The following is a 19,823-nucleotide window of genomic DNA, read 5'->3' on the forward strand; positions in this document are numbered from 1 at the left end:
TAATCCTCTATTTCCTTGGGAATAAACCAGTGCCTTTTAAAGGACTAGTGATGTGCCCATTCAACGGTGTTTAAATCCACACCCTCTTGATACATATCCCATAGAGGAGACATGTCACGTAATTTGCTTACGGCTACGCGGATTTGTTCAACGGCGTAGTCCACTTCTTCTTCGGTCGTAAAACGGCCAAATGAGAAACGAATCGAGCTGTGTGCCATTTCATCGTTCAAACCAAGCGCACGCAGTACATATGACGGCTCTAAGCTGGCCGACGTACAAGCACTACCTGATGATACCGCTAAGTCTTTTAAAGACATCAGTAGCGATTCGCCTTCAACAAAGGCAAAACTAATATTCAGGTTGTGCGGAACACGCTGATCTAAATCGCCATTCACACTCACGGCTTCCATGTCTTGTACACCAGCGAGTAGACGGTCACGCAATGCTTTTGCGTGGTCAAAATCTTTTTGCATGTCTTGCTTGGCAATGCGGAATGCTTCACCCATACCTACGATTTGGTGCGTTGGTAATGTGCCTGAACGGAAACCACGTTCATGGCCGCCACCGTGCATTTGCGCTTCAAGACGGATACGAGGTTTACGGCGAACATATAATGCGCCAATCCCTTTAGGTCCATACGCTTTATGCGCAGAAAGGGAGATAAGATCCACTTTCATTTCTTGAACATCAAGGGGAATTTTACCGGCAGATTGCGCTGCATCTACGTGGAAAATTATCTTGCGTTCACGGCAAAGCTCACCGATCGCCATGATGTCCTGAATTACGCCAATTTCGTTGTTCACGTGCATGATCGACACCAAAATTGTGTCATCACGCATTGCCGCTTCTAATTTTTTTAGATCAATCAAGCCATTCGATTCTGGCTCAAGATAGGTCACTTCATAACCTTCACGCTCAAGCTGACGACATGGATCAAGCACCGCTTTATGCTCGGTTTTACAGGTAATGATATGCTTACCTTGCTTGGCATAGAAATGCGCCACACCTTTGATCGCGAGGTTATCTGACTCTGTCGCACCGGACGTGAATACGATTTCGCGAGGATCAGCATTAAGCAGTTCAGCAATTTGCTCACGCGCAGTGTCTACGGCTTCTTCTGCCTGCCAGCCATAACGGTGCGATCGCGATGCTGGATTACCAAAAACACCATCCATCGTCATGTACTGAACCATCTTTTCAGCCACGCGAGGGTCAACTGGACAGGTAGCTGAATAGTCAAAATAAATAGGCAGTTTCATTTTCTACTCCAATGTAAACATTGCCGCTATGAGCGGGCATTAAGACCTACGGGCACCGAGCCGATAATCACGGTATTGGTATTTTTATTGGTTAACCCGTGGTTCACCGTCAGGCCCAAGCCTTGGCGGTCAGAAATTTCTAGTACTTCATTATCAATCATTAACTCGCCAAGAGTAATGTTGTTCAGAAAGTCACTAATGCGAGAGCTAAGATCTCGCCATAACGTATGTGTTAAGCAGCGAGTACCACCTTGGCAGTCGGCTCTTCCATTACATTTTGTTGCATCAACTGATTCATCAACAGCGGCAATCACAGTACCAATCGAAATTGAGCAGGCATCTGCACCTAAGCGGTATCCACCACCTGGACCACGCACACTAGCAACTAGCCCCGCTTTACGCAGTTTAGAAAACAGCTGCTCAAGGTAAGAGAGCGAAATGCCTTGCCGTTCGGAAATATCCGCCAGTGGCACTGGGGTTTGTTGCGAATGCAGAGCCACATCTAACATGGCTGTAACCGCATATCTTCCTTTAGATGTAAGTCTCATATCACCGTATCCACATTGATTATGTGGTTGGAATTTTTCCATACCTGACTAAATAGGTCAAGTATTTATTTGACTAATTTAGTCAGGTATTTAACCCTATTATTAATCTGGATAATTATTGATTGCTGCGATGCTTCTCAATTGAGGTCAACACACCACGTAATATATTGATTTCTTGAGACTCTGGACGCGAACGAGAAAATAGCCGACGGAGTTTATTCATGATCTGTCCCGGCTGTTCTTTTGAAATAAACTGTGTCTGTATCATTACCTTTTCAAGATGCTGATAGAACATTTCCAATTCGTGATGCAGAGGATACGCTTCTTCTGGCTGGGCTTGATAACCTTTTTTTTCATTATTTAGATAGGCAACACGCACCTCATAACTCAATGTTTGTACGGCCATAGCAAGGTTTAACGAACTGTATTCAGGATTAGCCGGAATGCATACATGAAAATGGCATTTTTGCAGTTCATCGTTGGTCAGCCCGGTTTTTTCTCGGCCAAACACTAAAGCAACCGGGTATTGCTGCCCTTCTTGCGCCAATTTTTCACCACATTCACGTGGTTCAAGCATTGGCCATTCTAAAGTTCGTGAGCGTGCACTTGACCCAACCACCAGGCCACAATCTGCGACAGCCTGCTCTAGCGTATCCACGACCTCCGCATTTAAAGCGATGTCGCTTGCTCCAGCAGCTAGAGCGATCGCTTGAGCGTCTACCTCGCATTGAGGCGAAACCAAAATCATTTTACTTAGGCCCATGACCTTCATCGCTCGGGCAGCAGAACCAATATTTCCTGAATGAGATGTCCCTACTAAAATGATTTTTACATTGTCTAGCATTACGTTGTACGCCACTCTATTTTAAACGACAGAATACTAACATAAACCTGACTAAAATGGTCAGGTCCTTTAGCTACACATGAACAACCGAGCAAAAAATAGCCACTTCCTTTTTAATAAAACTTTGTTATACTGCTGCCCGCTTTTTCGTTCTTTAACATCCGTTGGGAAAACTGTATGCATCCAATGCTAAACATTGCTATTCGCGCTGCGCGAAAAGCTGGTAACCATATTGCTAAATCACTAGAAAATACTGAGAAAATCGAAACAACTCAGAAAGGGACTAATGACTTTGTTACTAACGTAGACAAAGAAGCAGAAACTATGATCATCGATACAATCAAAAGTTCTTACCCAGAACACAGTATCGTTGCTGAAGAAAACGGGCTTATCGACGGTAAAGATAAGGACGTTCAATGGATCATCGACCCACTGGATGGCACAACAAACTTCGTCAAAGGTTTACCCCACTTCGCCGTTTCCATCGCGGTTCGCATTAAAGGCAAAACAGAAGTTGCTTGTGTTTATGACCCAATGCGCAATGAGCTGTTTACCGCTCAACGTGGTGCTGGTGCGCAATTAAACAACTCACGCCTTCGTGTTAAACAGTTAAAAGATCTTCAAGGCACTATTCTCGCTACTGGTTTCCCATACAAACAAAAGCAACATGCCGAATCTTTCATGAAAATCATGTCTGCACTGTTTGTTGAATGTGCTGATTTCCGTCGTACTGGTTCTCCTGCGCTTGATTTATGTTACCTGGCTTCAAACCGTGTCGATGGTTACTTTGAACTGGGTTTAAGACCTTGGAATTTAGCCGCTGGCGAGCTGATCGCTCGTGAAGCAGGCGTTATTCTTACCGATTTCTCTGGCGGTACTGAATACATGAAATCGGGCAACATTGTAGGTTCAAGTGCCCGTGGTGTTAAAGCGATTCTGAAACACATTCGTGATAACGGTAACAGCGCTATTCTTAAATAGGTTGCACTAAATACCATCAACACCGTCAAAATTGATTCAAGCCTCGTATAGCAATATACGAGGCTTTTTTAGTTTCGTTTTATACTTTGCTACTTAGAGTGACCGCGGTGTGGGATGGGGTAGAAAAAAGCCGCAGAATATTCTGCGGCTTTGGCTATTTAAGAAACTTTCAGGCTGCTAAGGAAGTTCGTCGAACTCCGCACCCTCTTTTTCCACTTGAGGTGGAAGCAGGTGCTCACGGGTAATTCCTAATTTCAATGCCAACGCTGATGCGACATAGATAGATGAATAAGTACCCACGGTGATACCGAGCAGTAAAGCGGTGGCAAAACCATGTATGTTCGCACCACCTTGTACAAAGAGTGCGATCACCACCAGCAAGGTGGTTCCCGATGTAATCAAAGTCCGGCTCAAGGTTTGGGTAATTGAGCTGTTCATGATCTCGGCTGAATCACCTTTACGCAATTTACGGAAGTTTTCACGGATACGGTCAAATACCACAATCGTATCGTTGAGCGAGTAACCGACAACGGTCAGCAAAGCGGCAACAATCGTTAAATCAACCTCAATTTGCATAATAGAGAAGATGCCAAGCGTGATGATCACATCGTGTGCAAGTGACATCACCGCACCCGCAGCGAGCCGCCATTCAAAACGAACAGAGACATAAAGCAAAATACAGATGAGCGAAGCCAAAATCGCTAAGCCTCCGGCTTCAGCTAATTCATCGCCCACATTCGGGCCAACGAACTCAATACGGCGCATCTCGACACTTTTTCCTGTCCCCTCTTTAATAGCAGAAAGAATTTGGTTGCCTAACGTCTCGCCAACCATGTCAGCACGTGGACGAAGACGAACCATCACTTCGCGCGCGGAACCGAAATTCTGCACCGTCGCATCGCCAAACCCTTTCGCTTCCAAAGCACTGCGGATATCTTCAAGATTAGCTGGGTGTTCAAACCCAACTTCAATCAAAGTACCGCCGGTGAAGTCCAGTCCCCAGTTCAACCACTTGGTTGATAAAGTGAAAATAGACGCACCAATCATTAACAGAGAGAATAAAAACGCAAATTTAGACCAACGCATAAAGTCGATCGTTTTATCTGCTTTTAGAATCTGAAACATAGTAATTCCTAGCCTTAGATCGACAATTTTTTAATGCGTTTACCACCATATAACAGGTTCACAATACAGCGAGTCCCGATAATAGCGGTAAACATTGAGGTTAAAATACCGATAGAAAGTGTGACGGCAAACCCTTTGATGGCTCCAGTACCCACAGCAAATAGAATGATTGCCGTAATCAACGTAGTGATGTTGGCATCAGCAATGGTACTGAACGCGTTAGCATAGCCTTGGTGGATAGCTTGTTGTGGATTTCGTCCATCACGGAGCTCTTCACGAATACGCTCGAAGATCAGAACGTTAGCATCCACGGCCATACCAACCGTCAATACGATGCCCGCAATACCCGGCAAGGTCATTGTCGCCCCTGGGATCATCGACATCACACCAATAATGAGCACAAGGTTCGCCATCAATGCAATATTGGCAATCAAGCCAAAACCACGGTAGTAAAGCAGCGTAAAGAGCATCACCGCAACCATACCCCAGATGCAGGCTTGAATGCCCATATCGATATTTTGCTGCCCCATTGATGGACCAATGGTACGCTCTTCAACAATAGAGATTGGCGCAATTAACGCACCTGCACGCAGTAAAAGTGCAAGGTTTTGAGCTTCTGCAGCAGAATCAATTCCCGTGATACGGAAGTTACGCCCAAGAGCCGACTGAATCGTTGCTTGGTTGATCACTTCTTCATGCTTATCCAGAATCACTTTGCCATCAGGTGTCCGACGGCCGCTGTCTTTGTACTCTGCAAATACCGTTGCCATAAGCTTGCCAATGTTCTTTTTAGAGAACGCCGACATCTTATTTCCGCCTTCGCTATCTAACGAAATGTTCACTTGCGGGCGACCATATTCATCCATGCTAGAGCTGGCATCCGTGATACTTTGACCACCTAGAATCACGCGTTTTTTCAAGACAACCGGGCGACCATTACGATCAGATTTGATTTCACTCCCAGCAGGAGCACGACCAGAAGCCGCGGCGGCTAAATCAGCCTTGTCATCAACTTCACGAAACTCAAGAGTCGCGGTTGCGCCAAGAATCTCTTTAGCACGAGCAGTATCTTGAACCCCCGGTAACTCAACCACAATGCGGCTGGCACCTTGACGCTGCACTAAGGGTTCAGCGACCCCTAATTCGTTAACACGGTTACGCAAAATCGTGATGTTCTGCTCAACGGCGTAATTTCGAACTTCCTGCAAACGCTGCTCAGTAAATTGAGCAATCAGCGCAAAGCGACCGTCAGCCTTAGACGTAGTAAAAGTCATATCAGGATGTTTCGACGTTAATGCTTGCTGTGCTTGCTCTAATTGCTCATCGTCACGCAAAGTGACTTCCACTCGGTCGTTGCCCACTGAGCGAATGGCGCGGTAGCGAATTTTTTCATCACGCAGTTCGCTGCGAAACGCTTCTTCTTGCTGGCCAATCAATTTTTCCATTGCGGCATCCATATCCACTTCCATTAAGAAGTGAACACCACCACGCAGATCAAGGCCAAGCTTCATCGGTGCCGCGCCAATCGATTCCAACCAAGAAGGCGTTGAAGGAGCAAGGTTAAGTGCAACAATTGTATCTTTGCCTAACGCTTCACTCACCACATCACGCGCACTGATTTGAGTATCGGTATCGTTAAATCGAACAAGAATTGATCCATTCTCTAGAGCAATGGATTTATGAGAAAGGCTCTCTTTATCAAGAGCTTTGGTGACAGCATCCAGCGTTGACATATCAACAGAGGCGCCACGCGCCCCTGTAATTTGAATTGCCGGATCTTCACCGTAAATATTTGGAAGTGCATATAAAGCAGAGAGAGTGATGGCGAACACCACTAACAAATACTTCCATAACGGATAACGGTTTAGCACAGCAAGGATCCTTTAGCTGTTATAAAGACTTAAGCGTACCTTTTGGTAGCACCGCTGTAATGAAATCTTTTTTGATCACAATTTCATTGTTCACATTCAGTTCGATAGAGATGTAATCGCTGTCTTCTGCGATTTTAGTGATTTTACCCACTAAACCGCCACTGGTTAACACTTCATCACCTTTAGTCATGGCGGCCATCAAACTTTTATGCTCTTTAACACGTTTGGCTTGTGGGCGGTAAATCATGAAGTAGAAAATAACCGCAAACATACCAAGCATGATCAGCATTTCATAACCGCCACCTTGTGATGCACCTTCACCTGCTGCGTGTGCTACAGAAATTAAACTCATTGAAAACGTCCTCTAAAATATTGTTGTGTAATGTAATTCTAATTGGGCTGCGTTGGCTTAATTTCAAGTTTATCACTTCACAAATCAAGCAAAACGCAGCAAAACCGTTATTGGCCCATTGGTGGAACTTCACGATTGCGACGAGCATAAAACTCCTCAACAAACGCGTCGAAGCGATCTTCTTCAATCGCTAAACGAATGCTTGCCATCAGGCGTTGGTAATAACGTAAGTTATGAATAGTATTTAAACGCGCACCCAGAATTTCGTTACAACGATCCAGATGGTGTAAATACGACTTCGAATAATTTTTGCAAGTGTAACAGTCACAATGCGGATCCAGCGCAGTTGTATCGGTTTTATGTACTGCATTACGGATCTTGATCACACCACCCGTCACAAATAGATGGCCATTACGTGCATTTCGCGTTGGCATCACACAGTCAAACATATCGATACCGCGACGTACCCCTTCCACTAAGTCTTCAGGTTTACCGACACCCATCAGGTAGCGTGGTTTGTCTTCTGGCAATTGTGGACAGGTGTGCTCAAGTACACGGTGCATGTCTTCTTTAGGTTCACCCACCGCTAAGCCACCAACCGCGTAGCCATCAAATCCGATCTCAGTTAAACCTTTCACGGAAACATCACGCAAATCTTCGTAAACACTGCCTTGCACGATACCAAATAGCGAGTTGGTGTTCTCTAATTTGTCGAAATGGTCACGTGAACGCTGCGCCCAACGTAAAGACATCTCCATTGATTTTTTCGCTTCGTCGTGCGTCGCAGGGTACGGCGTACACTCATCGAAAATCATCACAATGTCAGAGCCCAGATCTTTTTGAATTTCCATCGACTTTTCTGCGTCCATGAAAATCTTGTCACCATTGACTGGGTTACGAAAATGCACCCCTTCTTCTGTGATTTTGCGAATATCACCCAAGCTAAACACTTGGAAACCACCTGAATCGGTGAGGATCGGGCCTTGCCAGTTCATAAAATCATGCAAGTCGCCGTGCATTTTCATCACTTCTTGGCCAGGGCGCAGCCACAGGTGAAAAGTATTACCGAGCAAAATTTCTGCGCCCGTCTCTTTTACTTCTTCCGGTGTCATGCCTTTTACTGTGCCGTAAGTACCTACAGGCATGAATGCCGGTGTTTGCACAGTGCCACGTTCAAAGGTTAATTGCCCACGGCGAGCATTTCCGTTTTTCTTTTTAAGTTCGTATGTTAACTTCACGAAGCCTCCAATGTCAGAGAAACAGTCTGACGTATCATGATTAGGTGCAAGCACCCCTCTAGAGCGGTCGCCAATTCCTAGCGAAAAACGAAGCGGAGCTTCTTCTCCTAGCGTAATGCTAGCACTCGTTAATTGGTGTTCTTGGTGATAAACATCGCATCACCATAACTAAAGAAACGATATTGATGTTTCACGGCATGCGCGTACGCGGCCATAGTATGATCATAACCTGCAAAAGCGCTGACGAGCATAATCAGTGTCGACTCTGGCAAGTGGAAGTTAGTGATTAAGCAATCCACCAACTGATATTCATAACCAGGGAAGATGAAAATTTCAGTGTCACCGAAAAAAGGAACCAGCTCAGTGCACTTTTTAAGCGCATCTTGCGCGGCACTTTCCAGTGAGCGCACCGACGTAGTTCCAACAGCGATCACTCGGCCACCACGCGCTTTCGTCGCGTTGACGGCATCGACTACCTCTTGTGGCACTTCAACATATTCAGCATGCATATGGTGATCGTGAATATTGTCGACTCGTACTGGCTGGAAGGTTCCAGCGCCAACATGCAAGGTTACATAAGCAAATTCGACGCCTTTCGCTTTGATTTGCTCAAGCAGAGCCTCATCGAAATGCAAACCGGCGGTCGGTGCAGCGACAGCTCCCGGTTTTTGGTTGTATACGGTTTGATAACGCTCTTTATCAGCATCTTCATCAGGGCGGTCAATGTAAGGCGGCAACGGCATATGGCCAATCTCGTTTAAGATCTCCAGTACCGTCTTTGACGCTGTAAAACGAATCTCGAACAGCGCGTCATGGCGAGCCACCATGTGTGCATGATATTCGTCATGCTCTCCTAAATACAACTCACTGCCCGGTTTTGGCGGCTTAGATGAGCGAACATGAGCTAAAATCGTCTGTTCATCCAACATTCGTTCGACCAATACTTCCAGTTTGCCGCCTGAAGCTTTGCGCCCAAACATGCGAGCCGGGATGACACGTGTATTGTTAAAAACCAATAAATCGCCGGGCTGAACTCGGTCAAGAACGTCTTTAAATGAGCCATCCGCCAGTTCACCGCTGTTACCGTCTAATTGCAGTAAGCGACTCGCCGTACGTTCAGCCGTTGGGTAACGAGCAATCAGCTCATCGGGAAGTTCAAAGTGAAAGTCTGAAACTTGCATAGTTCTTATCTTGTTCGTTTTGAGTGGATGACGTAATTTTTTTTAAGCGCCGTAGTATATACGTAAACACCTTCGCTCGTCAGACCCAGATCTAAATTTAATGTAATTAAACATGAAAATGGCACCCAATCTTTACGCATCAATCAAAGTAAAAATAGCGGGAGCTCTCAGATATTTTGCGCAGAAAAAACTATAGTTGAATCAGGTCAATAATAAAAAGGAGCTCGTTATGATCAAAATAGAAGACATGATGACTCGCAACCCCCATACCCTGTTGCGTACACACACGTTAGCCGATGCTAAGCACACTATGGAAGCGTTGGATATTCGCCACATCCCTATCGTCGATCCACACAAAAAACTGCTCGGTATCATTACTCATCGAGATATTCTTGCCGCGCAAGAGTCGAGCTTAAAAAACATCTCTGAAGATCAATCATATACACTGACAACGCCGTTATATGAGGTGATGCATACTGAAATCATGACGGTTGACCCGCGAGCGGGGTTAAAAGAGAGTGCTATCTACATGCAAAAACATAAAGTAGGCTGCTTACCCGTTGTAGATAAAGGCCAACTAGTGGGCATTATTACTGACACGGACTTTATTGGGGTAGCTGTTACCTTACTTGAGCTACAAGAAGAGAGTGAACCGGACGAAGTCGATATTGAATAACGCTCACTCCCTAATATAAGTGCCTCACATAAAAAAGAGCGGCTTACGCCGCTCAAAGGTGTTACACAGATAATGATTGGGAAGTATCGCTAATTAAAATTGGTCTTCTTCAGTAGAGCCCGTTAACGCGGTCACGGAAGAGCTGCCACCTTGGATGGTATTGGTCATCCGGTCAAAGTAACCTGTTCCCACCTCTTGTTGGTGTGCAACAAAGGTATAACCTCTTGATGCTGCTTCAAACTCTGGACGCTGAACTTTCTCAACGTAATGACGCATACCTTCACCTTGCGCGTAAGCATGTGCTAACTCAAACATGTTGTACCACATGTTATGAATGCCCGCTAAGGTGATGAATTGATATTTGTACCCCATGTCCGACAACTCTTGCTGGAAACGAGCAATAGTGTCTGCATCCAAGTTTTTCTCCCAGTTGAAAGAGGGAGAACAGTTATAAGCCAGCAGTTGATCTGGGTATTGCGCTAGAATTGCTTCGGCAAATTGGCGGGCTTCATCCAAATCAGGCTTAGCGGTTTCACACCACACGAGATCAGCATACGGCGCGTAAGCGAGACCGCGTGAAATCGCTTGCTCAATCCCAGCATTCACGCGATAGAAACCTTCTTGAGTACGCTCACCTTGGATAAAATCACGATCGTATGCGTCGCAATCCGAGGTCAGTAGATCCGCCGCGTTTGCATCAGTACGAGCAATGACCAAAGTGGTTGTCCCTGATACGTCAGCGGCCAAACGTGCCGCAATCAATTTTTGAACCGCTTCTTGAGTCGGAACCAGAACCTTGCCGCCCATGTGTCCGCATTTTTTTACTGACGCCAACTGATCTTCAAAGTGCACACCGGCCGCCCCTGCTTCAATCATCGACTTCATCAACTCGTAAGCATTGAGTACGCCACCAAAACCGGCTTCAGCATCAGCAACAATCGGTAAGAAGTAATCAATACCACCTTCATCTTCCGGTGATTTTCCGGCCGCCCACTGAATTTGATCGGCACGACGAAACGAGTTGTTGATGCGCTTGACCACCGATGGAACAGAATCGACTGGATAGAGCGATTGGTCTGGGTACATGGTGGAAGCGGTGTTGTTGTCTGCCGCTACTTGCCAGCCGGAGAGATAAATCGCCTCAATTCCCGCTTTGGCTTGTTGTACCGCTTGGCCACCTGTCAATGCACCCAAGCAGTTCACATAACCTTTTTTGGCACTGCCGTTAACCAGTGACCACAATTTATCAGCGCCACGTTGGGCCAAAGTGTTGGCTGGAGTGATTGAACCGCGCAGGTCAACCACTTCAGCAGCAGTATAAGTACGCTTTACATTTTTCCAGCGTGGGTTGGTTGCCCAATCTTTTTCTAGAGCTTCGATTTGTTGGCGGCGAGTTAATGTCATGGTCTATCCCTCTTATTTTGATGCGCAAGCGCACTGTCATCCTTTTCTCAGCAGTACGACCTATTCTGCTTTTGAAAACAGCTTCACGTTATTGGTTGTCAGTAATTGGTTATTAGTTATTGGTTTTAAATCTCATCAATCTAGGTAGTCATAACCCGGAACGGTGAGAAAATGTGCCAGCTCATCGCTGGTAGTTAAGCGAGCCATCAATTGTGCCGCTTCGCTAAATCGTCCTTGTGCAAATCGCTGCGTGCCGATTTCCTGTTTCACGACTTCAATTTCTTGCGCAAGATACTGCTCAAAAAGCGCTTTGGTAACAATCTGACCGTTATCCAAGGCTTTTCCATGCTTGATCCATTGCCATATTGACGCTCGAGAAATCTCTGCGGTCGCCGCATCTTCCATCAACCCATAAATGGGGACACAGCCATTGCCGGAGATCCATGCTTCGATGTACTGAAGTGCAACTCGAATATTATGACGCATGCCATGCTCGGTACGTTCCCCTTCACTCGGGGTCAATAGCTCATTGGCATAAATCGGCGCATCAGACAGACGCGTAACATCTAATTGGTTACAACGCTCGCCAAGTACTTGGTCAAAGACCGCTTTTGCCGTATCCGCTAAACCGGGATGGGCAACCCAAGTACCGTCATGACCATTATTGGCTTCGAGCAATTTATCGTGATGAATTTTATCGAGAACCAACTGATTTTCTTGGGGATCTTTAGCTGGAATGAACGCGGCCATACCGCCCATCGCAAATGCGCCACGCTTATGACAGGTGTAGATCAGCAAGCGTGAATAGGCGTTAAGAAACGGCTTTTCCATTGTGACAACTTGGCGATCTGGTAGCACCCGATCCGGATAATTTTTCAATGTCTTGATATAACTGAAAATGTAATCCCAGCGGCCACAATTTAAGCCGACAATGTGTTCTTTAAGCGAGAATAATATTTCGTCCATCTCGAACACGGCAGGTAAGGTTTCAATCAATACGGTGGCTTTAATGGTGCCAGTTTCTAACCCAAAATACTCTTCGGTAAAATGGAAAACGTCACTCCACCACTTTGCTTCTTGATAGGCCTGAAGTTTTGGAAGATAAAAATAAGGGCCACTGCCTTTTTTAAGCAATGATTTGTAGTTGTTGTAAAAGTAGAGTGCAAAATCAAACAGCGAACCCGGAATACTTTGCCCTGCATATTTAACATGCTTTTCTTTAAGGTGCAGACCGCGTACCCGACAGATGAGCACCGCTGGGTTATCTTTAAGCTGGTAGCACTTACCATTGTCAGGATTGGTATAGCTAATAGTTCCTTCAATGGCATCACGCAAATTGACTTGCCCATCCAGCACTTTATCCCATGCTGGTGACATCGAATCCTCAAAATCCGCCATGAACACTTTGACGTTAGCATTCAATGCATTGATCACCATTTTTCGGTCGGTTGGCCCCGTAATCTCCACTCGACGATCTTGTAAATCGTGTGGGATACCGAGAATTTTCCAGCTTCCTTCGCGAATATCTTGCGTATCCTTGAGAAAATCCGGCAGTTCTCCGTTATCAATACGTGTTTGTCGCTCTTCTCGAGCATCCAGCAGCGAATCGACACGGCTTGCAAATTTAGCACACAGAGTGGACAAGAAGATTTGGGCTTCTGAAGGGAAAATAGCTTGGTGATGTGGGCCAACGGCACCAACAACCTCAAGCTTGGCTTCGTGGTGTTCTTTGCTGAGTGCTAACTCTGTTTCTGGGGTCTGTGCAAACATAACGTTCTTCCTTAAAACCATTGCAACTACATTTGTAATTTAAAAACCACAAATTCAAATGCTCATTTTTTGCTATCCACTGACTTATCTCTACCGACACTTTCTCTCAGTCAATCCAATATTTCAAGCCTAACCAAGCTAGACATAAGTCTTACAAAACCTTATTAAACCTTACATTAACTCATCATTCAGCAAAAGAGATAAAGTTAATGAAAGGTTAAAAACAAAGTTTTATCCCGTTTCAAACCTATGTTTGATTTCCTTGTTAAATGTAAAAGTTATTACGTTATTTTATTACACAACTCAAAAAGGCAGGTTTTAGTTTTAAACAGACGTTCGAAATGATGTGAGACGCAGTAAGGCTTGAATTTACGACTAACCGAGCAAGACAGATGCCTTATTTTTAAACGCAAGAGAAAATAGGATGTGTAAAATTGTGGCTGTAAAGATTTTTGATTTTATGAAAACTTCATCAAGAATTGTTTGTAAAATTTTACAAGTTTAAAAACACTAACAGAATAAAAAACTGAAAAAAGCCACATTAAAAGTGACTTTTTGATTTTTTAGGCAAAGGAAAGAGTAAGACTAATCGCTAAAGTAAACCAGAAACCACATCCGCTAACTGCTTAAAAGTGTGAGTTCGCGATGAACTTGGCCGCCAGACTAAACCAATCTCTCGATACGCTTGCTGGCCAGGAGGCTCGATGACCACTAAATTTTGGTTTTCAACTAAGCCATGATTGATTGCCATTTGTGGAATGAAAGTCGTCCCTAAACCATTGGCGACCATCTGCACTAAGGTATGTAAACTGGTTGCGGTAAATGGATTAATTTTCTCTTTGGCGGTTAACTTGCAAGCCGACACAGCATGATCCGTTAAACAGTGCACATTTTCGAGCAAAAACACCGATTCATCAGGCAGGTCAGCATACTTGATTGGCACACGGATGCTATCCATTTGATGACGGCTGATCACCATTTTGAATGGATCAATCCCCACGACTCGGCTCTCCATTTTGCCGATATCGACAGGCAAAGCCAAAATCAACACATCAAGCTCTCCATGACGCAGTGCAGCCAAAAGGTTCGTCGTCGTATCTTCTCGTAATAATAAGTTCAACTTCGGAAAGCGGACATTCACTTCTTGCACTAAATCACACAGTAAAAATGGAGCAATGGTTGGAATACAACCCAGCTTAAGCTGACCTTGCATCTCATCGCCTTGGCAAACCTTGCCGAGTTCCACTAAATCTTGTCCTTTGGCAAGTAACTCTCTTCCTTGGCTAACAACCAGCTCTCCCGCTTGGGTAAACACTAACGGAGCTTTCTTATCCTTTTCATAAAGCGGGCAACCTATTAATTCCTCTAAATTTTGGATCCCTTTACTTAGGGTAGATTGACTAACGAAACAACGTTCAGCGGCATCACTAAAGTGCCGTGTTTCGTAGAGTGTTACTAAATAGTGCAACTGCTTCAAACTGGGCCATTTATTCATCGTTCTACTACTATCTTATTTGAGTACCGTTTCTGATTCCGTCATTAGAGCTCATCGCTTTTTTCGATGAGACCAATCTATTTATTTCGCTTTTTACTATCCTACAATCTGTACTATAGTTTGTCTCGTTCAAAAACGGACTGGACCAGTGCTCATCACTGGTTTGGAACTAAACCTTATTCTTAGGAGCAAAAAAATGGTACTAGTTGGTCGTAAAGCCCCTGATTTTACTGCAGCAGCTGTTCTTGGTAACGGTGAAATCGTTGATAGCTTCAACTTCGCAGAATTTACTAAAGGTAAGAAAGCGGTTGTTTTCTTCTACCCACTAGACTTCACTTTCGTTTGCCCATCAGAGCTTATCGCTTTTGACAAACGCTTCGAAGATTTCCAAGCGAAAGGCGTTGAAGTAATCGGTGTATCTATCGATTCTCAATTCTCTCACAACGCATGGCGTAATACCGCTATCGAAAACGGCGGTATTGGCCAAGTGAAATACCCGCTAATCGCTGACGTGAAGCACGAAATCTGTAAAGCGTACGATGTTGAGCACCCAGAAGCAGGCGTTGCTTTCCGTGGTTCTTTCCTCATCGACGAAGATGGTCTTGTACGTCACCAAGTTGTGAACGACCTACCACTAGGCCGTAACATCGACGAAATGCTACGTATGGTTGATGCGCTTAACTTCCACCAAAAGAATGGTGAAGTGTGCCCAGCACAGTGGGAAGAAGGCAAAGCCGGTATGGATGCATCTCCAAAAGGTGTTGCAGCATTCCTAGCTGAGCACTCAGACGACCTAGGCAAGAAATAATTCTCCTTAGCCCGCGCTCAACTCGGGTCAATGGTTGGACATATAATAAAGCGTAAAACGCATCGCCAATCAGTTAAGAAGTAAAGTCCTTATCCAAGCCCAAAGCTAACGCTTTGGGCTTTTTCGTTGTCGTTCATTTAGCGAAAATGAGGCAGCATTGGTTGGTAAACTTTACCCCTATTTCTTACCTCAATCACACAGACGTCACTACTCTAACTTGCTAACATTAACCAAATTTTTCCAGCAGGATTTTGCTATGAATATTCAAGTTGAAGTGTGTATTGATAATATTGAATCGCTACACAACGCCATTAAAGGCGGGGCTACTCGCATTGAATTGTGTTCGTCGCTCGCATTGGGTGGACTGACGCCCAGCTTTGGTTTAATGAAAAAGGCCGCACAAATATCGAGCGTTCCTGTTTACGCGATGATTCGTCCACGTCAAGGCGACTTTCTTTATGATCAGGATGATCTCGATTCGATGTTGATCGATATCGAGATGGCAAAACAGGCGGGACTAGACGGCATCGTCTTTGGTATTTTGAATCCGAATCGCACCATCAACCTTGAAGCAAGCTTACTGATGATGCAAGCCGCGCAAGGATTGGGTACCACTTTCCACCGTGCGATTGATCAATGCCACAGCTATGAACAAGCGATTGAAGACATTGCAAAATTAGGGTGTGAGCGTGTACTTACTTCAGGGTTAGCGCCAGATGCCTATGCAGGACGAGCCGTAATTGCACACATGGTGAAACTGGCGAATGGTCGATTCTCTATTATGGCTGGGGCTGGCTTAAACGCATCAAACGTGACTGACATTATCCGTGAAACGGGCATCACAGAAGTGCATTTGTCCGGCAAAACCACGCGTGCAAGTAGCATGGATATGATCGCCAATGCGGTGAAAATGGGCCAAGAGTCTGTCGATGACACCCTCATCCCAATTACCGATCCGGCTAAAATCCAAGAGGTATTACGCCAGCTTTCTTAACTTCGGCGACCGTTATGTCTTGATGTAAGGTGAACAACTTTCCTTCACCTTACTTTACCCAAAAGGCTATTTGAGGATGTCATCAATCGATTGTTTACCTAAGTGGCGCACATCCTTACCTTTGACAAAATAGATGATGTATTCGCAGATATTCTGGCAGCGATCGCCCACGCGTTCGATGGCTCGTGCAGACCACATGACTTGTAATATATGTGGGATATTTTTAGGGTCTTCCATCATATAGGTCATTAGTTGGCGGATCACGGCTTCATATTCGGCATCCAGCTTATCATCCAAGCGGTACACTTCAGCAGCCGATTCAAGATCCATCCGCGCAAAAGCGTCCAACACTTGGTGCAACATTGCAATGGCTTGCCGGCATAAGGGTTCAAGAGAAACTCGAAATTTGCTCTCTTTAGGTGAAGGGCTTTCGATAGTGACGTAGGCAATTTTGGTGGCAACATCACCAATTCGTTCAAGGTCGGTAATGGTTTTGATGATCGCCATGATCAAGCGCAGATCCTTGGCTGTCGGTTGTCGCTTAGCGATAATACGCGTGCAAGCCTCATCAATAGAAACTTCCATCGCATTCACTTTGTGATCATCCCGAACGACTTTTCTGGCCAGATCGGCATCATCTTTATGCAATGCTTGCATCGCAAAAGAGAGTTGTTGCTCCACCAGCCCGCCCATCGTCAATACATGAGTGCGAATCGATTCAAGTTCAACATTGAACTGTCCTGAAATGTGGCGACCTAGATGCATCATCGTTCCTTTTGAATATCGCTATTGACGAAAGTATTAACCGTATCGACCAGTAATATAGTCTTCCGTCTGTTTTTTCAATGGGGAGGTGAAAATAGAGTCAGTATCCGCATACTCAATCAATTTTCCCATATGGATAAAAGCCGTATGGTCGCTCACTCTTGCCGCTTGTTGCATGTTATGCGTCACAATCACCACTGTGTATTTGGTTTTGAGATCGTTAATCAACTCTTCGATGGTCAACGTAGAAATTGGGTCTAACGCGGAGGTTGGCTCATCAAGCAACAGCACCTCTGGCTCAATAGCAATCGCTCTGGCGATCACTAAGCGTTGCTGCTGCCCACCCGAAAGGCCAAATGCATTTTCATGTAGGCGATGCTTCACTTCATCCCATAACGCAGCGGCTCTTAAAGCTCGCTCAACGGAGTCATCTAAAGTACGGCTATTTTTAATTCCCTGTAGACGAAGTCCATACACCACGTTTTCATAAATGGATTTCGGAAATGGGTTAGGTCGTTGGAATACCATCCCCACTCGGCGGCGCAACGTGGCAACATCTACATCTGGGTGATAGACGTTTCTACCATGCAGTTTGACTTCACCTTCAACTCGACACCCTTCGACCAGATCGTTCATCCGGTTAATACAGCGCAGTAAGGTTGACTTACCACAACCTGAAGGGCCGATAAACGCCGTCACTTGCCCTTTGGGAATACGCATTGAGATATGGCTCAGCGCACAAGTCTGTTTATAGAACAGATTCAGATCTTCAATCGCAATCGCCGTTTGTTGATCGCTCAGATTATTAACATCTAACGGGGCGTGATAACCCAAAGTTTGATTGATGGAAAACATAATTAATCTTGCCCTAACGTTCGATATTTCTCACGCAAGTTATTGCGGATACTGATGGCCGTTAAATTCAGTGCCACAATCACTGTCACCAATAAAAATGAAGTGGCGTACACCAGTGGCCTAGCCGCTTCGATGTTGGTCGTTTGGAAACCAACATCGTAAATATGAAAACCTAAGTGCATGAATTTTCGCTCAAGGTGTACAAAGGGAAACTCGCCATCCACAGGCAAACTTGACGCCAGTTTGACCACACCCACCAGCATCAAAGGGGCAACCTCACCCGCGGCTCGCGCAATGGCGAGAATAAGCCCAGTAATAATCGCAGGGCTTGCCATCGGCAATACTATGCGCCAAATCGTCTCAAAATGGGTAGCGCCCAATGCTAACGAGCCATGGCGTACTGCGCTGGGAATCCGTGTTAACCCTTCTTCCGTCGTCACAATCACTACGGGTAGAGTTAACACCGCTAATGTGAGCGCCGACCACAGTAAGCCAGGCGTGCCAAAAGTGGGGGCCGGTAACCTTTCGCTATAGAGTAGCGTATCAATCGATGAGCCTATGGTGTAAACAAAAAAACCAAGACCAAACACCCCATAAACAATCGATGGCACACCAGCAAGGTTGATAACTGCAACTCGAATGATACGAGTAAACAGATTCTCTTTTGCGTATTCGTGCAGATAAATAGCCGCTACAACACCAAGTGGCATGACAATAATCGACATCAACAACACCAACAGCACTGTACCAAAGATGGCTGGAAATACGCCGCCTTCAGAGTTCGATTCTCGGGGATCTTCTGATAGGAAGAGCCACACCTGCTTTCCCCACTGGACCAATTTTTGCCCCAAAGTCATATCATTGGGATACCAAATATCGAGAATTTGGCTAAGTGGAATCGCCACTCGTTGCCCACTCATCTCTTCAACAATCAACGACGGCCCATTCATTTGCTGGCGCAGCGCATCTAACTTTTGTTCGGCAATAGCTAATTGGCTATCCAAATCCTGCTTTTTATGAAAATAGTGCTCTAAATAGGTTCGTTCTAGCTTTCCATTGAGTTCTTTACGACGCTTCTCTAAACGTAATTTTTCGGCGGCAAAGCCAATGACTCGGATCTCTTGGTCAATCACATCGTCAATTTGCTCTCTCAATAACGCGACATCCTGCATTCCTGCAGCGAGCATGGTCTGAACATCCGAACTCTCGCTTCCATCGGTTTGCACATAAACAATCGGCTTGCCATAAAACTGTCCGTTACTCTTACGTTCTATTACCGCCCACCCGCTAGGCATTTGTTTATCCGACAGTTTAACATCCAGTATCGAGACAAAGTCCGCATGATTTCGCTCTCGGTTAGCGACTTTGATACTGAGCCGCTTCACTTCCCCAGCATCCAGTATGGCTTTGGGCCATGTAATATCTAACGCTCTTAAGTGTGTTAATGGCACATTTTCCTCAGAGTAGAGCTGACCAACCAGTGCTTGCCCCTCTTGAGTTTGCCATTGATAAAGTGGCGTCGGCCAAAAATAGGTTAATCCTTTCCAACCAATAAACAGGAGCAAGCCCAATACCGAAATCAGGCTGATGCTGACAGCACCGCATGTTAACCATATCCAAGGTGAACCTGATTGAAACCACTTAAACATTTGTGATG

18 protein-coding genes are annotated in these 19,823 nt (G+C 45.3%); 4 read left to right on the forward strand and 14 right to left on the reverse strand.

The window, feature by feature from the left end; all coding sequences use genetic code 11:
• Positions 1–44 precede the first annotated feature (44 nt).
• The 3 genes from DD616_RS14455 to trmJ form a co-directional block, all read right to left on the reverse strand.
• Positions 45–1,259, reverse strand: a complete 1,215-nt coding sequence (locus DD616_RS14455) for an IscS subfamily cysteine desulfurase (RefSeq protein ID WP_013857499.1) — start codon at positions 1,257–1,259, stop codon at positions 45–47.
• Positions 1,260–1,285: 26 nt separating this feature from the next.
• Positions 1,286–1,807, reverse strand: a complete 522-nt coding sequence (gene iscR, locus DD616_RS14460) for a Fe-S cluster assembly transcriptional regulator IscR (RefSeq protein ID WP_026027698.1) — start codon at positions 1,805–1,807, stop codon at positions 1,286–1,288.
• Positions 1,808–1,922: 115 nt separating this feature from the next.
• Positions 1,923–2,651: a tRNA (cytosine(32)/uridine(32)-2'-O)-methyltransferase TrmJ gene (gene trmJ, locus DD616_RS14465; protein ID WP_026027699.1), complete on the reverse strand. Its 729-nt coding sequence runs from the start codon at positions 2,649–2,651 to the stop codon at positions 1,923–1,925.
• Between the two features lie 177 nt (positions 2,652–2,828).
• On the opposite strand from trmJ, the gene suhB reads away from it, so the two are divergent.
• Positions 2,829–3,632, forward strand: a complete 804-nt coding sequence (gene suhB, locus DD616_RS14470; protein WP_013857502.1) for an inositol-1-monophosphatase — start codon at positions 2,829–2,831, stop codon at positions 3,630–3,632.
• 177 nt (positions 3,633–3,809) lie between these two features.
• Here the strand turns inward: suhB and secF are convergent, their stop codons facing one another.
• The 5 genes from secF to queA form a co-directional block, all read right to left on the reverse strand.
• A complete protein-coding gene (gene secF / locus DD616_RS14475; protein WP_013857503.1) occupies positions 3,810–4,757 on the reverse strand; it encodes a protein translocase subunit SecF in 948 nt (315 codons plus the stop codon).
• 14 nt (positions 4,758–4,771) lie between these two features.
• On the reverse strand, positions 4,772–6,628 hold the full coding sequence (gene secD / locus DD616_RS14480; protein WP_017047928.1) for a protein translocase subunit SecD: 1,857 nt from the start codon (positions 6,626–6,628) through the stop codon (positions 4,772–4,774).
• A 19-nt stretch (positions 6,629–6,647) separates the two neighbouring features.
• The gene (yajC, locus tag DD616_RS14485) at positions 6,648–6,980 is read right to left on the reverse strand and encodes a preprotein translocase subunit YajC (RefSeq protein WP_013857505.1); all 333 of its coding nucleotides are present in this window, start codon (positions 6,978–6,980) and stop codon (positions 6,648–6,650) included.
• A 107-nt stretch (positions 6,981–7,087) separates the two neighbouring features.
• Complete coding sequence (tgt, locus tag DD616_RS14490; RefSeq protein WP_026027700.1) at positions 7,088–8,218, reverse strand: tRNA guanosine(34) transglycosylase Tgt; 1,131 nt, start codon at positions 8,216–8,218, stop codon at positions 7,088–7,090.
• Positions 8,219–8,346: 128 nt separating this feature from the next.
• Positions 8,347–9,399, reverse strand: coding sequence for a tRNA preQ1(34) S-adenosylmethionine ribosyltransferase-isomerase QueA (gene queA / locus DD616_RS14495; protein ID WP_088720945.1), 1,053 nt, complete (start codon positions 9,397–9,399; stop codon positions 8,347–8,349).
• 229 nt (positions 9,400–9,628) lie between these two features.
• Here queA and DD616_RS14500 point away from each other — a divergent pair, with 229 nt between their 5' ends.
• Complete coding sequence (locus DD616_RS14500; RefSeq protein WP_208871844.1) at positions 9,629–10,075, forward strand: CBS domain-containing protein; 447 nt, start codon at positions 9,629–9,631, stop codon at positions 10,073–10,075.
• 93 nt (positions 10,076–10,168) lie between these two features.
• On the opposite strand, the gene aceA is transcribed toward DD616_RS14500, so the two are convergent.
• The 3 genes from aceA to DD616_RS14515 all read right to left on the reverse strand — a co-directional run bounded on the left by aceA (position 10,169) and on the right by DD616_RS14515 (position 14,744).
• Entirely contained in the window at positions 10,169–11,479 is a 1,311-nt protein-coding gene (gene aceA, locus DD616_RS14505; RefSeq protein WP_013857509.1) for an isocitrate lyase, read from the reverse strand.
• A 135-nt stretch (positions 11,480–11,614) separates the two neighbouring features.
• Positions 11,615–13,249 carry a malate synthase A gene (aceB, locus tag DD616_RS14510; RefSeq protein ID WP_208871845.1) on the reverse strand — a complete coding sequence of 545 codons (1,635 nt, stop codon included), beginning with the start codon at positions 13,247–13,249 and terminating at the stop codon, positions 11,615–11,617.
• Between the two features lie 592 nt (positions 13,250–13,841).
• A complete protein-coding gene (locus tag DD616_RS14515; protein ID WP_013857512.1) occupies positions 13,842–14,744 on the reverse strand; it encodes a hydrogen peroxide-inducible genes activator in 903 nt (300 codons plus the stop codon).
• A 196-nt stretch (positions 14,745–14,940) separates the two neighbouring features.
• Between DD616_RS14515 and DD616_RS14520 the strand changes: the two genes are divergently transcribed.
• Both DD616_RS14520 and DD616_RS14525 read left to right on the forward strand, forming a co-directional pair.
• On the forward strand, positions 14,941–15,552 hold the full coding sequence (locus DD616_RS14520) for a peroxiredoxin C (RefSeq protein ID WP_010320425.1): 612 nt from the start codon (positions 14,941–14,943) through the stop codon (positions 15,550–15,552).
• Positions 15,553–15,709: 157 nt separating this feature from the next.
• Positions 15,710–16,546: a copper homeostasis protein CutC gene (locus tag DD616_RS14525; protein ID WP_013857514.1), complete on the forward strand. Its 837-nt coding sequence runs from the start codon at positions 15,710–15,712 to the stop codon at positions 16,544–16,546.
• Positions 16,547–16,612: 66 nt separating this feature from the next.
• Here DD616_RS14525 and phoU read toward each other — a convergent pair whose 3' ends face one another.
• From phoU to pstA, 3 genes are read right to left on the reverse strand one after another with little or no spacing between them, the layout of a single operon-like run.
• Positions 16,613–17,311, reverse strand: a complete 699-nt coding sequence (gene phoU, locus DD616_RS14530) for a phosphate signaling complex protein PhoU (RefSeq protein WP_010320427.1) — start codon at positions 17,309–17,311, stop codon at positions 16,613–16,615.
• Positions 17,312–17,347: 36 nt separating this feature from the next.
• Entirely contained in the window at positions 17,348–18,166 is an 819-nt protein-coding gene (gene pstB / locus DD616_RS14535) for a phosphate ABC transporter ATP-binding protein PstB (RefSeq protein ID WP_010320428.1), read from the reverse strand.
• A gap of 2 nt (positions 18,167–18,168) precedes the next feature.
• Positions 18,169–19,815, reverse strand: coding sequence for a phosphate ABC transporter permease PstA (pstA, locus tag DD616_RS14540; RefSeq protein ID WP_208871846.1), 1,647 nt, complete (start codon positions 19,813–19,815; stop codon positions 18,169–18,171).
• Positions 19,816–19,823: the final 8 nt, after the last annotated feature.

The organism is Vibrio anguillarum, from assembly GCF_003390515.1.
Lineage (GTDB): Bacteria > Pseudomonadota > Gammaproteobacteria > Enterobacterales > Vibrionaceae > Vibrio > Vibrio anguillarum.

Bases quoted from the DNA above. Each gene is read 5' to 3' on its own strand.
- aceA (WP_013857509.1), bottom strand. From the start codon at position 11,479: ATGACATTAACTCGCCGCCAACAAATCGAAGCTCTAGAAAAAGATTGG.
- yajC (WP_013857505.1), bottom strand. From the start codon at position 6,980: ATGAGTTTAATTTCTGTAGCACACGCAGCAGGTGAAGGTGCATCACAA.
- trmJ (WP_026027699.1), bottom strand. From the start codon at position 2,651: ATGCTAGACAATGTAAAAATCATTTTAGTAGGGACATCTCATTCAGGA.
- pstA (WP_208871846.1), bottom strand. From the start codon at position 19,815: ATGTTTAAGTGGTTTCAATCAGGTTCACCTTGGATATGGTTAACATGC.
- suhB (WP_013857502.1), top strand. From the start codon at position 2,829: ATGCATCCAATGCTAAACATTGCTATTCGCGCTGCGCGAAAAGCTGGT.
- queA (WP_088720945.1), bottom strand. From the start codon at position 9,399: ATGCAAGTTTCAGACTTTCACTTTGAACTTCCCGATGAGCTGATTGCT.
- DD616_RS14520 (WP_010320425.1), top strand. From the start codon at position 14,941: ATGGTACTAGTTGGTCGTAAAGCCCCTGATTTTACTGCAGCAGCTGTT.
- secF (WP_013857503.1), bottom strand. From the start codon at position 4,757: ATGTTTCAGATTCTAAAAGCAGATAAAACGATCGACTTTATGCGTTGG.
- pstB (WP_010320428.1), bottom strand. From the start codon at position 18,166: ATGTTTTCCATCAATCAAACTTTGGGTTATCACGCCCCGTTAGATGTT.
- phoU (WP_010320427.1), bottom strand. From the start codon at position 17,311: ATGCATCTAGGTCGCCACATTTCAGGACAGTTCAATGTTGAACTTGAA.
- DD616_RS14515 (WP_013857512.1), bottom strand. From the start codon at position 14,744: ATGAATAAATGGCCCAGTTTGAAGCAGTTGCACTATTTAGTAACACTC.
- DD616_RS14455 (WP_013857499.1), bottom strand. From the start codon at position 1,259: ATGAAACTGCCTATTTATTTTGACTATTCAGCTACCTGTCCAGTTGAC.
- aceB (WP_208871845.1), bottom strand. From the start codon at position 13,249: ATGTTTGCACAGACCCCAGAAACAGAGTTAGCACTCAGCAAAGAACAC.
- DD616_RS14500 (WP_208871844.1), top strand. From the start codon at position 9,629: ATGATCAAAATAGAAGACATGATGACTCGCAACCCCCATACCCTGTTG.
- iscR (WP_026027698.1), bottom strand. From the start codon at position 1,807: ATGAGACTTACATCTAAAGGAAGATATGCGGTTACAGCCATGTTAGAT.